Below are 14,244 nucleotides of genomic sequence, written 5' to 3'. Positions count from 1 at the left end.
GAGTATAAACTTGGGATAAAAAATGACTAATAACAATATTGTACAAAAACTGTGGAATTTATGTGATGTATTGCGTGATGATGGTATTAACTATTCAGATTATGTAACTGAATTAGTACTTTTATTATTTATTAAAATGGTACATGAAAATACTGAAGCCGGGATTTTGCAAAAACATCCTTTACCTGTTGGGTGTCGTTGGACTAATCTCAATGATAAATCAGGTATTACCCTATTAAATGATTATAAAGCCATTTTATTAGCTTTATCAACAGGTAAGCGTCAAGAAATCGATCCTGAAAATCCAGAACAATACATTGAAGTGACAGTACATAATGACCCATTAATAAGCGCCATTTATGACGATGCACAAACTCGATTACGAGAACCACGGCATTTAGAGCAATTGATTAAAACATTAGATCAAATTGATTGGTTTAGTATTCAAAAAGATGGGCTGGGCGATCTTTATGAAGGATTATTAGAAAAAAATGCCAATGAAACAAAATCCGGTGCCGGTCAGTATTTTACGCCAAGACCACTGATTAATTGTATGGTGCGGTGTATTAAACCACAAATAAAACATATCATCCAAGATCCTGCTGCCGGAACGGCAGGATTTCTTGTCGCAGCAGATCAGTATTTACGGCAACAAACCAACGATTATTATGATCTTGATGCTAAAGATGCTGATTTTCAAAAAAACGAAGCGTTTATTGGTGTTGAATTAGTGCCAAATACTCGTCGACTTGCCTTAATGAATTGTTTATTACACGGTATAGAAGGCGGTAATGATGGTGCAATTTTATTAGGCAATTCACTTGGTCAAGTTGGGCAAAACCTAAAACCTGCTGATATTATTCTCGCTAATCCACCATTTGGTACCAGTAAAGGTGGCGATGCCAGTATTACTCGTGAAGATTTAACTTATGAAACCACCAACAAACAATTAGCTTTTTTACAACATATTTACCGTAATTTAAAACCCGGTGGTCGCGCTGCCGTAGTATTACCTGATAATGTATTGTTTGAAGCGGGTAAAGGGACTGATATTCGTCGCGATTTAATGAATAAATGTAATTTACATACAATACTACGCTTACCGACCGGGATTTTTTATGCCCAAGGTGTAAAAACCAATGTACTATTTTTCACTAAGGGCTCAGTAACAGACAAACTACAACAAGAAAACTGTACGCAAAATGTTTGGGTTTATGATTTGCGTACCAATATGCCAAACTTTGGTAAACGTACACCATTTACTGAGCAATATTTACAACCATTTGAAACCGTTTATGGTATCAATCCCGACGGCACCAGCTCAAGACAGGAAGGTGAATGGTCATTCAATCCAGATGATATCGAAGCAGACTCGTCAGCCAGTCAAGAAAACTTAGACGTTAATGATCAACTAGCACAATCAAGATGGCGCTGTTTTAGCCGCGATTGGATTGCTGACACAAAACAGGATTCACTCGATATCAGTTGGTTAAAAGATAAAAATAGTGTGGATGCAACCAAACTCCCAGAACCAGCGATACTCGCCAAGCAAGCTAAAGATGAGTTAATAGTTGCTTTGGATGAGTTGGAGAGTTTGTTGAGTGCTTTGGGAGAAACTGAATAATGAGTGATACTTTTTTTCCGAAAAATTGGGTGATTTCAAAATTAGAAAATATTGTTTCTATTCTTGATTCATTGCGTAAACCTGTAAATAATAAAGAAAGAGAAACTAGGATTAATGGTGTTGATATTCAACATTTATATCCTTATTATGGGGCTACAGGTGAAGTTGGAAAAATTGATGGCTATTTGTTTGATGAGGAATTAATTGCGTTAGGTGAGGATGGAGCACCATTTCTTGATAGAAATAAAAATAAAGCCTATATGCTTTATGGTAAAACATGGGTAAATAATCATGCACATGTATTAAAATCAATAAATGGAATAAGTATTAATAAATATATTTATTATTTTTTAAATCAATTTGATTATCACGACTATGTTAATGGTGGTACTCGTTTAAAATTAACTCAAGCTCGTATGAGAGATATTCCTGTAATTATTCCTCCTCTATCAGAACAAAAAATCATAGCTGAAAAACTTGATTTATTACTAGCCCAAGTACAAGAAACAAAATCACGCCTTGAACAAATTCCCGAACTTTTAAAACAGTTTCGTCAGTCGGTGTTATCGGATGCTTGTTTTTGCGACTTTTCTACAAATTCTGATAAGTATCAATTTTGGAAAAAAAGCTCGTTGAAAGAACTTACTACCAAAATTGGTTCGGGTTCTACCCCTAAAGGTGGTAATAATGTATATAAAAATAAAGGGATACCATTAGTTAGATCAATGAATATTTATTCAAATTATATTAAATATGATGATTTAGCATATATTGATGATGAACAAGCTAAAAAATTAGCTAATGTTGAAATACAACCTGATGATATACTTTTGAATATAACTGGAGCATCTATAGGTAGAGTAAACATAGCCCCACAATTATTTGTTGGAGGTAGAGTTAATCAACATGTTTCTATCATAAGATGTAAAAAACAAAAATTACTCCCTAAATTTTTACAGATATATCTGGCATCTCCAGAAATCCAAAAATGGATAGTGAAAGAAAATTATGGCGCAACGAGACAAGCCCTAACTAAATCAATGATTGAAAGACTTATTATTAGCTACCCCTCAATACAAGAACAAAACGAAATCGTCCGTCGTGTAGAACAATTATTTGCCTATGCTGATAAAATTGAACAACAGGTTAATACAGCTTTAGAAAAAGTGAATCATTTACCGCAATCAATTTTAGCCAAAGCGTTTCGTGGTGAATTAACCGCACAATGGCGCGCTGAAAATGTTGATTTAATTACGGGCGAAAATTCAGCGGCATCCTTACTTGAAAAAATTCAGGTTGAGCGCGCGCAAAACAATAAAAACAAAAAGAAAAAATAATCAATGCGTCAAGAACAAATTGATTTGCTGGAAATAATCACCAATAAACAAAATAGTAACCCTGAAATCAACACATTGTTTAAAGGGTTATTATATTTACCTTGGCAATGCTCGAATAAATTAATCGATAAATATGTTAGTAAATCATTAGCAAAAATAATAAAACGATATAAACAGTCTGTGTTACATTTTGTATTTAATACAACTAAATTTAATTGCTACCAAACTTATATTTGTGGAATTGATTTAGTGCTTAGTGATAGCAAAACTGGGAATAAAGCAAATTTCTTAGCGCAATTAAATTTGTACAAAGAAGTAATTTCGGAAGATCTCGAAAAAGCTAACCTTAACTTTGATGAATTATCATCACAAGGGCAAGATACATTAGTCGGTTTTTATATTTATACGACCATCGCAGTATATGAGGTGGCGGGAATTATACAACCTATCGATAATTCACAAAACTTCCATCTCAAAATTAAAGAATGTTATTTAGATGCTTATTTAATAAAACAGTTTAGAACTTTTTGCAATCAATATAGTTGTATATCAGATTATTTAACTCTCTATGAATTAACCACGAATTTAGGACTATCTCAATTACAAAAAAATAGTGAACCACTGAAAAATATTACTAACTATTTAATCGATAAAACCTTATCCATAAATATCAAATATCTTGATACGCCGATTTCTTATTCCTTCCAACAACTTTTTAATCGAGCTCAACTGTTAACTTTTTTAACTTGCTATTTAGTTCATCATTGTTCAACACCAAATAAAATCGAATTAAAACCAGTCAAAATTCATAATATAGAAAAAAAGTTCTCTAATGCTATTCATTTAGTTATACCTGTTTAATCTCATCCCAACTCAGCCCAAACTTCGCCAAATATTTTTTCAACCTGTCGGCATCATTATTCTTCTGTTTTTTGGTTCTCGATACAGCAAAAAGCTTTCGACCAGCTTCTGATAAACTGGCACTTTTTTGACATATCTCGATAACTTTTTCTAACTGGTAGCGATCGAATTCATCAATTTCTTGTGGAATTAATGAATTATTTGGCTGATCGCCTTGCCAGTTTTGTTTTAAACGTTTAATCTCTTGTTCGACTTGCTCAATCGTAATATTTCCTTGTGGTGCCAGCGTTGCCATGCGTGTAATAGATGCGGTGAGTTCACGAAAGTTTCCTTGCCATAATGCTTCATTCGAGGTGGCAAACTGTAAATAGGCGCTACGCGACTCACGATTAAAACGTGGCATCAAGCCATATTCTTTGGCGTAACGCGCCAGTTCATAATCAATATTCGGTTCGATATCCTCTTTACGCTCGGCTAGCCCTGGCAATGTATAATTCCACAGATTAATACGGGCGTAAAGATCTTCGCGAAACTCACCTTGGCTAATTGCCAGTTTAAGGTCTTTATTGGTGCCGGCAATCAGCTGAAAATCACTCTTAATTGGTTTATCACTACCAAATGGATAAAATTGCTTTTCTTCAATCGCTTTTAATAACATTGCTTGCTCGTCTAGTCCAAGCTCCCCGATCTCATCTAAAAACAGTAATCCACCATCGGCACTTTTTAACAATCCAGTCCGCGCCAGATTTGCCCCCGTAAACGCGCCTTTGACATGACCAAATAAGGTAGACATAGCACTATCGCCACGTAAGGTGGCGCAGTTAATCTCAACAAATTGACCACTGATTTGATGGTTACTTTGTTTAAGTAAATAGATCTGTTTTGCTAAAAATGATTTTCCTGCACCAGTTGGCCCACATAATAACATAGGGGCATAAGAACGGCTGGCCACTTGTTCGATTTCAGCAATTAACTGGTTAAACAGTTGATTACGCGTGGCGATGCCCGATTTTAAAAGCTCGGTAGCTTCACTGGCATACTGCTGAAAGCGGTTAAGAATTTGATCATAACGATTAAGATTCAAATCAATGGTGTTAGCTTTTCCTTTAGGACTATTGGCAATCAGTTCCGCCTCATTATTATAAATTCTTTCTTCAACTTTATTTGATTTTACTGGTGGTGAAGTTTGCAATAACTTAGCTGGGTAGTAACGTGATTCAGCTAATAAGAACCAACAAATTTGCGCCACATGGGTTCCGGTTGTGATATGCAAATAGTAATCTTCTTTATCTGGATCAAAAGAATATCGTTTAGCAATATCAAATAAACAAGTATAAACCTGCTCAAAATCCCATGGATCAGCAATATTAATGACAATGGGTTTAATTTCGGTATTGGGGGATAGAATTTTTATATCATTAACAATATCACAAAGTAGCTGCTCATCATTGGCAAAATAAAGCAGTTCCAAACGAGAAATAGCTAAATCAGTTTGTCGGCACAAATCAATCGTTGGTCGCCAACGCGCCCAGCGTTTTTTACCTCTACCTCGGTTATCCAGCACATTACCCAAAAAACCAAATATCACATTCTTTTTCATGATTAAATTTATAATATTATATAAACAGCTAGATTAAATTATAATATTTATAGTCATTAAAATCTATTTGAATATCATATACATTATATGATATTTATTTTTTATATCTATAAATCAAATATTTAAAAAATATTTTTATTACTTTTTATTTTTTGGCACGCTTTTCGCAATATTAAATATACCTAAGCAAGCAAATGCTGTTTTTATCACAGCAAGGTACATCGCGAATCCTTTACGGGTTTATCTACGGGATAAAAGGACGGAAGATTATCAACATGTATTCCTTATTGTGTGATTAGGTGACTGTAGAAAAGTCAATTTTGAATAGTTCATCTGGTAGAACAATCGACTAGGGATCGATATGTAGTGGGTTCGAATCCCACTTCAAAAACCGTAAAACAAAAGTAGAAAAACAAACACAGTCAGTGATCGTCGTTAGATAAGCTAAGTGACAAAGCACCTTAACAAGCTTATCCGCAAAAAAAAACCGGTTAACTTGTCAGGTCACCACGACTTTCAAGGTAAACAAACTGGATAATAGGCAGAATGTTAAATACCAATAAGTGGCGCACTATTTTTCTTATTGCTTTTAGCCTTCACCCTGCTATTTCGTTACTTAACCCGTTTCAATTGTGCAAACTCGGTTGCTGATTGTGCTAAAAAGGAAATGTAAAATGATAAAAACTATTAAAGTCAAAAAATATGAAATTGCAATTTTATTTAAAAATAATGAGATTGAAAAAGTATTAACTGCGGGGGTACACCGAATTTTTGATCTATTAAATATATTAAGTTATCAATTGATTAATTTAGCAGAGACAAAAATTGCAGCCGACATAGCAGAACAGTTAATCAACTTCTATCCAAATATTATTAACCAACACTGTTATTTAGTGGATGTAGCTGAAAACGAAATTGCCTTACGTTATGAAGAGCAAAAATTGGTTGAAGTCATTTTACCAACAAACAAAGCTTTATATTGGAAAAGCTACAAAGCACATGCGATTAAAAAAGTGGCATTACAAGACGGTTATGCACTGCCAACCGATATCGCACAAGAATTGATTGAAGCTAAAAATAGCAATAACGCCATTGTGAATATCGAAAAACTAGTGCTACATCACTTTATTCATGAACAAATTGGGACTTTATTTGTTGATAACCAGCTAATACAGATTATTGCGCCAGAATCAATCGTCGGTTATTGCCAATTTAAACATACGATTGTACTGGGTAAATTTAACTTAAGGGACAACCGCATTGATGATCGTATCGCTGATGCCATAGAACAACGTACACCACAACAACTATCACAATACTGTATCGCAATGGAAGTCGGTGCAAATCAGGCTGGTTTGCGTTATGAAAACGATCTATTGGTTGAAATTTTATCCCCGGGTACTAAACGCCTATATTGGCAAAATAGCCATAAACAGCATATGGTGACAGTGGATTTAAACCAAGGGTATACCTTAAGTGATGAAATGGTACAGCAATTACTACAACCAAAGTTACGCCAAAAAGAAGTACTCGGTGATAACAGCGTATTAATTGCACAAGTGCCGGCTTATCATGTCGGGGTATTAAAAGTGAACGGTAAAATTGAGCAGTTATTAACAGCTAGCATTACCGCTTATTGGCGTTTTAACCGGGAAATCTCGGTTGATATGGTGGATACTCGCCTGCAAGCCTTAGAAGTGGCAGGACAAGAGATTTTAACCAAAGATAAAGTCAATTTGCGGGTAAACTTAGTGGCTAACTGGCACTATACTGACGTATTAACCGCGTTTGAAAAAACTGCGCAGCCGGTTGATTTATTGTATCGTGAATTACAATTTGGATTACGCGAAGCGATTGGTATGCGTACGTTGGATGAGTTACTTGAGAACAAAAATATTATTGATGAAGTGGTAACCCAACATATCAAAATGCGTTTAGATGGCTATGGTTTACAAACTGTTTCACTAGGGGTAAAAGACATTATTTTACCGGGCGATATGAAAGCGATTCTATCACAAGTGGTCGAGGCGGAAAAAGTGGCGCAAGCCAATGTGATTCGTCGCCGCGAGGAAACATCAGCAACCCGTTCATTATTGAACACCGCCAAAGTAATGGAAAATAACCCAGTAGCCTTGCGGTTAAAAGAGATGGAAACTTTAGAACGCATTGCTGAACGTATCGATAAAATCTCGGTAGTAGGCGGACTTGATCAAGTGTTACATGGCTTGGTAAATATCCAACCTAAAAGCGCGTGATAAAAAGAAAATATTAAGCCGCCATGTACAATCGCAGGGCGGTGTGAGGAATAAAAATGACACAATATAATTTATTACAGGCAGAAAACGCCAAGCCAATCAAAATGTGGACTAAAGGGGTACCGGTCGAACCCGAGGCTAAAGAACAACTAACCAAAACGGCAAAACTACCATTTATTTTTAAACATATCGCCGTGATGCCCGATGTGCATGTAGGTAAAGGCTCAACCATTGGCAGTGTAATCCCAACGCGCGGCGCGATTATTCCTGCCGCAGTTGGGGTAGATATTGGCTGCGGTATGATTGCGGTACAAACCTCGTTGATGGCGGCTGATTTGCCAGATAATTTATTACCATTACGTACTGAAATTGAAAAAGCGGTGCCACATGGAATTACCCCAAAACACCGAGGACGGGATTATGGTAGCTGGCATGACGCCCCTGCTATTGTCGAACAGTACTGGCAACAGCTAGCGCCAGGTTTTAATAAGCTGACGGAAAAATACCCGCGCTTTTTAAAAACCAATAACTACCGTCATTTAGGCACATTAGGTACCGGCAACCACTTTATCGAAATCTGTTTAGATGAGGCCGATCGTGTTTGGATTATGTTGCACAGTGGTTCACGTGGCGTGGGTAATGCCATTGGCAGTTTTTTTATTGAAATGGCTAAAAAAGACATGGAAGTGCATATCCAAAACTTACCGGATAAAGATTTAGCCTATTTGGAAGAAGGTACAGAGCACTTTCACGATTATGTCGAGGCTGTCCATTGGGCGCAAGAGTTTGCAAGGCTAAATCGAGAGGCAATGATGCATAATGTGATTTTGGCAATGCGGAAAATTATCACTAAACCATTTACTACCCATATGTCGGCAGTAAATTGTCACCATAACTATGTTCAAAAAGAAGAACATTTTGGTGAAGAAATTTTTATCACACGTAAAGGTGCAGTATCCGCACGTAAAAGAGAATTAGGCATTATTCCCGGCTCAATGGGGGCTAAAAGCTATATTGTGCGAGGACTGGGAAATGAAGAAAGTTTTTGTTCCTGTTCACATGGTGCCGGCCGCGTAATGAGCCGAACAGCAGCCAAAAAGCAATTTACCATTGAGGATCAAATCAAAGCAACTGCACATGTTGAATGTCGAAAAGATGCTAATGTGATTGATGAAATCCCAATGGCATACAAAGATATTGATGCAGTGATGACCGCGCAAAATGAATTGGTTGAGATAGTGCATCAATTAAGGCAAGTGGTGTGTGTGAAGGGATAAAACTATCGAGGAGCGATCCTCGATATTGATGGAGATTAAGGTATGATAAATCTTGATTACATAAATGGATATCTAAATGCAATGTGTTGTTTGAATGCTGGACTTAACCATTATTGCGATTATTCAATGAAATTACTGAATAATAAAGGGAATTTTACTGACACATTAGCCCATCACTTTCAATCCATTACTGATGGACAAGGACAATGTTTCGACGCTAAGTTATGGCATATAAACCCTAAACCGCTCACGGTTGATGAATTTATACAGCAAATTGATACATGGTTTTTTCAGCAGTATTATTCACCGACAGTGCACAAAGAAAACGGAAATTGGGGCATTGCCGGTTTTATTGATATACTGTTGCCGATAAAGCTAAATCAATGTTATTTATATGAAATTCAAACGAAACCACCTATCTGGTATGCAACACGTTGGTGTGATTTAGTTATTGCATATCAAAATGATTATTACTTATTGCATCTTGATTTAGATGATTAGGTTTTAGCATAAAATACAAAATAATAAGTAGAGAAAACAAATGAAAAATTGGTTAAAAAACTTGTTTACAAGCAAAAAAAGAATACAAGACGATAACGGGCTTCCGATTGTTTGGGATAATTCATTGATAAGTATTTATCAGTTTCTATTACCTTATAAAGATGCGGATAAACTTCCTGACATAGCGCAAAATTTACCCGACGAATCAGATGATAACTCAAAAATAAAGTGGGCAGCAGGCGCGATGGATGGTGTAATGAATCATCATTCATCAACAACTGAACAAACATGTGTTGAACAAATTTTGTCATTACTTAGTGCTGTTTCAGTACAACCCAATAATCAAGACATTGCTAAACTGTATACCTTAATTAAAGAGCAAGGCACTTTAAGTTATATTGATGAATTAACGGGTAAAATGACAAATGCTGAGATTAACTTCAATAAATTATATGAATTTGCTTATTGGTTATTACTCAATAGCCCAGATCGCGAAGTAATTAAATTTAGTATTGCCATACTGGGGCGTTTTAATACCCCGCAGACAGAATTATTTTTGCTATTTGGTATGCATGAAGAGTTTACGTTGTACTCAGCGGTGGCGTTACAAAATACATTATCATCGCCGATCGAAGCTGAAAATGCTTTACTTACATTAGCAAAAAGAGTGACTGGTTGGGGGCGCATTCACTTAGTGGAACGATTAGCCAAAAATCCTTCTCAGGAAGTCAAAAACTGGTTATTAAGAGAAGGGTATAAAAATAGCGTGATGTATGAATACCTTGCCTATACCTGCGCAACTGCCGGTGATTTGCAAACCGCATTAGCACAACCATCTGTTGATATAGCATTACTGGTGGCAACGGGTGAGATGATTGAAGCGTTGATAATGGGTGGGCCGGCTGAAGATATGCATGATTATGAAGCAGGTGCCAACGTTTGTTTATGTTACTTAGCTCAATTAGCACAGCATCAATTAACCGATATCAATACTTTAAGAATACTCCAGATTATGCAAGATTTTGTGGTTAATCAAATTGATGATAGTTACCCTAATTGGAATGATGACATTAAAGCGAAATTAAAAACAACAATAACAGATCTAATACAACAAGAACACTGGTTACCTTTAGTTGAAGAAAGCTTACAGACTGATGATCAGTCGTTGTTTTGGTTAGCCACTGATGTTTATACACGTTTGGGTAATGATGCATGGGATGCTCGTTTTGAACATCAAAAACGATATCAAAATGATCAATGGTTTTACTTGATGCAAACGGATGATAACCGGCGGATTGAACAAGTTATCACATTAGCAAAACAACAAAATGATTTTTCATTAGTGGCAACCGGACCGGCGTTAGAACATGGATTTGGCATCGAATATCAAGTGCATAGTGTATTGGATTATATTTTGCAAGAACTTAATCGATTTCCGGGTATTGGTGAAGATTTAATATTTATTGGTTTAAACAGCCCTGTGGTACGAAATCGAAATATGGCGTTGAGAGCTATTGAAGGTTGGGATCGGCAGATTTGGTCAACTGAACTTAAAAATGAACTCGAAAAGTTAGCTAAAATTGAACCAGATGAAGAAACCAAACAAAGCATAATTACGTTATTAAATTCTCTAAATTCTTAGGGATATTAGTTGGCGTATTGAGCGATTACAATAATCTATACAATATCACAAATACTCAATGCTCCTGACTTTTTATTCTACTATGTACAGTGTTAGAACGAATATTTAATTTGTATATGATGGATTTGTTAAAGAAAAATTTTGGATATTTTGTTTTTTGACTAATTAAATCAACATGTATAATTAAGAATAACACAAAGAAGTTATGCTAAACTAATTATAGTTAACCAATTAAACAATTATTTAGGTTATGCAAATATGGAAAATAAAAATTATTCTGCTGATGCTCCAGTATTTCTAAAAGAACATGATAAATTTTCTCGATGGGAATTTTCAGAAAGAGTTGCACAAGTAATAGCTAAAAGAGATGATCCAAGTAGTCTTGTAATTGGGTTATATGGTGTATGGGGTGATGGAAAAACGTCTGTCCTTAACTTTATAAAAGAATCTCTCAAATCTGAAGAAAAAGTTATTTGCATTAAATTTAATCCATGGCGTTTTGGATCTGAAGATGAATTATTAAAGGGTTTCTTTTTTACTATCGCTGAGGCCTTAGATACTAAATTAATTACACGTAGTGATAATTTTAAGGATCTTGTAAAAAACATAGCACCGCATGCAGGAACACCTATAAAGCTGAGTTGGCTCGGTAATATAATTAGCCATTTTATAAAAAAAATTAATACGGATGAGTTAAAAAAAAGAGTTGAAAAAGCGCTAGAAAAATCTCAAAAGCGAGTTCTAATTTTGATTGATGATGTAGATAGATTAGATAAGGCGGAAATCCAATTATTATTTAAGATCGTCAAATTGATAGCCGATTTTAAATATACCTCCTATATTTTAGCATTTGATAAAGATATTGTTGCTTCATCATTACAAGATAGATATGCGAGTTCTAATCATAAAGCCGGTGAGGCATTTTTAGAAAAAATCATCCACATTCCATTAAATTTACCAGCAGTGAAAAAAGAGGTTTTAAAACAATTTTGTTACGATGATATTAATAATGCTTTAGACTTGGCTGAGATTGAGCTTACTGAACAACAAATTAATGAGTTTGTACACTATTTTATCACCTTTGATGAGCAATTATGTACACCTCGTAAAGCTAAACTCTATGGTAATACGTTATTATTTTCTCTTCCTATACTCAAAGGAGAAGTTAATCCCGTTGATTTAATGCTTATTGAGGGAATTAGAATTTTTTATCCATCTTTATATGAAGTCATTAGAAATAATAAGCAATTTTTTACGGGAACCTTTTATCAAGGTATGTATTCAAATAATAAGCCAGAAATAGAGAATATAAAAAATATTCTTAATCCTATAATTGATTCGCAACATAATATTAATAAAGAAAAAATTATCTATTTATTAAAATTTTTATTTCCCAAGTTAAGTCAAGTGTATAGTAATACATGTTATGGTTCAGATTGGTATTCAACATGGGATAATGCTCAACGAATTTGTTCAGAAAATTATTTTTCAAGATATTTTTCGTATTCAATTCCAAATGATGATATTTCTGATTTGTCTATATCTTTTTTATTATTAAAATTAGAGTCTTGGCAATCACCTTTTAACGAAGATGATAATCCATTAAATAAATTATTAAATAATAATAATGCAGAAAAAATTATTCAAAAATTGAGGAATAAAGCTAAAAGTCTTTCAAGTTACATTTCTTATCCATTAGCAATTGCAATATCCCAAAAAAGTGTATTAATGCCTAATCCTGAAACATTATATAGTTTCTCAACAACTTTAGTACAATCCGCCATTTTATCAAAGCATTTAATCCAAAATGTTGAAAAAGATAAAAGAGCAGAATTAATTTACACATGTATTGATATTGCTTCATCTCTTGAGTTCAAATTGGAACTTCTACGCTGGTTGAATATAAACGATAAAGAGAGAGCAGAAGAAGAACATTTTTCGGATGAATTTTTAACTCAAACTGGAAAATATTTAGGTAAAAATATCATACAACAAAATATGTCTCACGATGAAGATATCACTATAACTTATCCTAGAATTTTATCTCATATTTTTTATATATTACATAAGTATGTTAACGAGGATGTTGTAAATGAGTATGTTATGCGGTTAATTTCTAGAGATCCTATTGCTATTGTACGTTTACTTACCGCGTATGTTCCCACTGCATGGAGTGATTCAGGTAAACATAAAACTGATTTTGAAAGGAGCCATTATAAAGATTTAGCTGAAAAACTAGAAATGTCTATTTTTATTAAAATTATTGGAGACAATTTTCCACATTTGCAAGATATACCAAATGATTATCCAAAAAATTATGAGAGAGAAAATCAAAATGAGGGCGAACTCTTTATACAACAGTTTTTGTGGCTACATAATAACCCTGAAGATAATAAACCATCGGAATAGATAATGAAACCGCAAGTTAGCTTGCGGTTTACAATTTATCTTTCTTTTATCATTCCGTTTTATTCACCAATCTCTCCACCGCCTTCACCGTTATCCCCAAAATCTTAGCAATATCTTCAACGGGAACACCTTTATCCAACAAAGCATTAATCAGTATTTTCTTTTCAGTCTCTGCTTTTTCTCGACGTGCTTTTTCTGTTTTCGTCTTATCCTTTTCAACCGCTAACTTCTCTTTAGCAATCAACTTTTCTTCCCTACGGATGCGTTCGATCACTTGATAGGTTGGTACGTATTTTAGGCTTTGTTCTAACTCGTCCATAAGTTTAGTACAGCGGAAGCTGATATAGGTTTTTGGGGTGATGATTAGGTGGTCGATTAAATCGATATTTAAAATACGGCCGACTTGTATTAGGCGATCGGTGATATCTTTATCTGCTTCGGACGGCGTCAGCGATCCTGACGGGTGATTATGTACTAATATCACGCGTGAGGCGTTTTTCATCACCGCAACACGAAATACATTCATCGGTTCAACATCGACCGATTTATAACTGCCAAGCGCAATCAGTTCGATATACAGGATATAACCAGCTTGATTCATGCCAATCATCCAAAGATGTTCTTTCTCTTGGTCGATTTGGTTATCACGTAATAACACACGCTGCATAATGCTGTAGACATCGTCTGTGCCTTCAATATAGCGTTTGTCATGCTTGGTTAATTTAATATCCATTTTAT

At 34.9% G+C, this 14,244-nt stretch carries 10 protein-coding genes and 1 tRNA gene; 9 read left to right on the top strand and 2 right to left on the bottom strand.

Annotated features, from left to right (window positions below):
- Positions 1-22 precede the first annotated feature (22 nt).
- Genes ACGH6P_RS06550 through ACGH6P_RS06540 form a run of 3 tightly spaced genes read left to right on the top strand, consistent with a single transcriptional unit; the run spans position 23 to position 3,822 of the window.
- The gene (locus ACGH6P_RS06550) at positions 23-1,624 is read left to right on the top strand and encodes an N-6 DNA methylase (protein WP_411597036.1); all 1,602 of its coding nucleotides are present in this window, start codon (positions 23-25) and stop codon (positions 1,622-1,624) included.
- Positions 1,624-2,961, top strand: coding sequence for a restriction endonuclease subunit S (locus ACGH6P_RS06545; protein WP_411597035.1), 1,338 nt, complete (start codon positions 1,624-1,626; stop codon positions 2,959-2,961). The genes ACGH6P_RS06550 and ACGH6P_RS06545 overlap by 1 nt, the downstream gene beginning before the upstream one ends.
- 3 nt (positions 2,962-2,964) lie before the next feature.
- Complete coding sequence (locus tag ACGH6P_RS06540; RefSeq protein WP_411597034.1) at positions 2,965-3,822, top strand: hypothetical protein; 858 nt, start codon at positions 2,965-2,967, stop codon at positions 3,820-3,822.
- On the opposite strand, the gene rtcR is transcribed toward ACGH6P_RS06540, so the two are convergent.
- Positions 3,809-5,422 carry an RNA repair transcriptional activator RtcR gene (rtcR, locus tag ACGH6P_RS06535; RefSeq protein WP_411597033.1) on the bottom strand — a complete coding sequence of 538 codons (1,614 nt, stop codon included), beginning with the start codon at positions 5,420-5,422 and terminating at the stop codon, positions 3,809-3,811. The genes ACGH6P_RS06540 and rtcR overlap by 14 nt on opposite strands.
- Positions 5,423-5,740: 318 nt before the next feature.
- On the opposite strand from rtcR, the gene ACGH6P_RS06530 reads away from it, so the two are divergent.
- The 6 genes from ACGH6P_RS06530 to ACGH6P_RS06505 all read left to right on the top strand — a co-directional run bounded on the left by ACGH6P_RS06530 (position 5,741) and on the right by ACGH6P_RS06505 (position 13,506).
- A tRNA-Pro gene (locus tag ACGH6P_RS06530) sits at positions 5,741-5,813 on the top strand.
- A gap of 721 nt (positions 5,814-6,534) precedes the next feature.
- On the top strand, positions 6,535-7,677 hold the full coding sequence (locus ACGH6P_RS06525; RefSeq protein WP_411597057.1) for a slipin family protein: 1,143 nt from the start codon (positions 6,535-6,537) through the stop codon (positions 7,675-7,677).
- 56 nt (positions 7,678-7,733) lie between these two features.
- On the top strand, positions 7,734-8,954 hold the full coding sequence (locus tag ACGH6P_RS06520) for an RtcB family protein (RefSeq protein WP_411597032.1): 1,221 nt from the start codon (positions 7,734-7,736) through the stop codon (positions 8,952-8,954).
- Between the two features lie 42 nt (positions 8,955-8,996).
- Positions 8,997-9,455, top strand: coding sequence for a hypothetical protein (locus ACGH6P_RS06515; RefSeq protein WP_411597031.1), 459 nt, complete (start codon positions 8,997-8,999; stop codon positions 9,453-9,455).
- Positions 9,456-9,495: 40 nt separating this feature from the next.
- Positions 9,496-11,097, top strand: coding sequence for a hypothetical protein (locus ACGH6P_RS06510; protein WP_411597030.1), 1,602 nt, complete (start codon positions 9,496-9,498; stop codon positions 11,095-11,097).
- Between the two features lie 258 nt (positions 11,098-11,355).
- Positions 11,356-13,506 (top strand): P-loop NTPase fold protein, encoded by a 2,151-nt coding sequence (locus tag ACGH6P_RS06505; protein ID WP_411597029.1) that lies wholly within the window; start codon positions 11,356-11,358, stop codon positions 13,504-13,506.
- Between the two features lie 49 nt (positions 13,507-13,555).
- On the opposite strand, the gene ACGH6P_RS06500 is transcribed toward ACGH6P_RS06505, so the two are convergent.
- On the bottom strand, positions 13,556-14,239 hold the full coding sequence (locus ACGH6P_RS06500; protein WP_411597028.1) for a JAB domain-containing protein: 684 nt from the start codon (positions 14,237-14,239) through the stop codon (positions 13,556-13,558).
- Between the last annotated feature and the right edge of the window lie 5 nt (positions 14,240-14,244).

It is taken from the genome of Gilliamella sp. CG25 (genome assembly GCF_046635705.1).
GTDB classification, from domain to species: domain Bacteria; phylum Pseudomonadota; class Gammaproteobacteria; order Enterobacterales; family Orbaceae; genus Gilliamella; species Gilliamella apicola_I.
The sequence above is the reverse complement of the archived record's forward strand: the minus strand, read 5'-3'. Positions and strand labels throughout refer to the sequence as shown.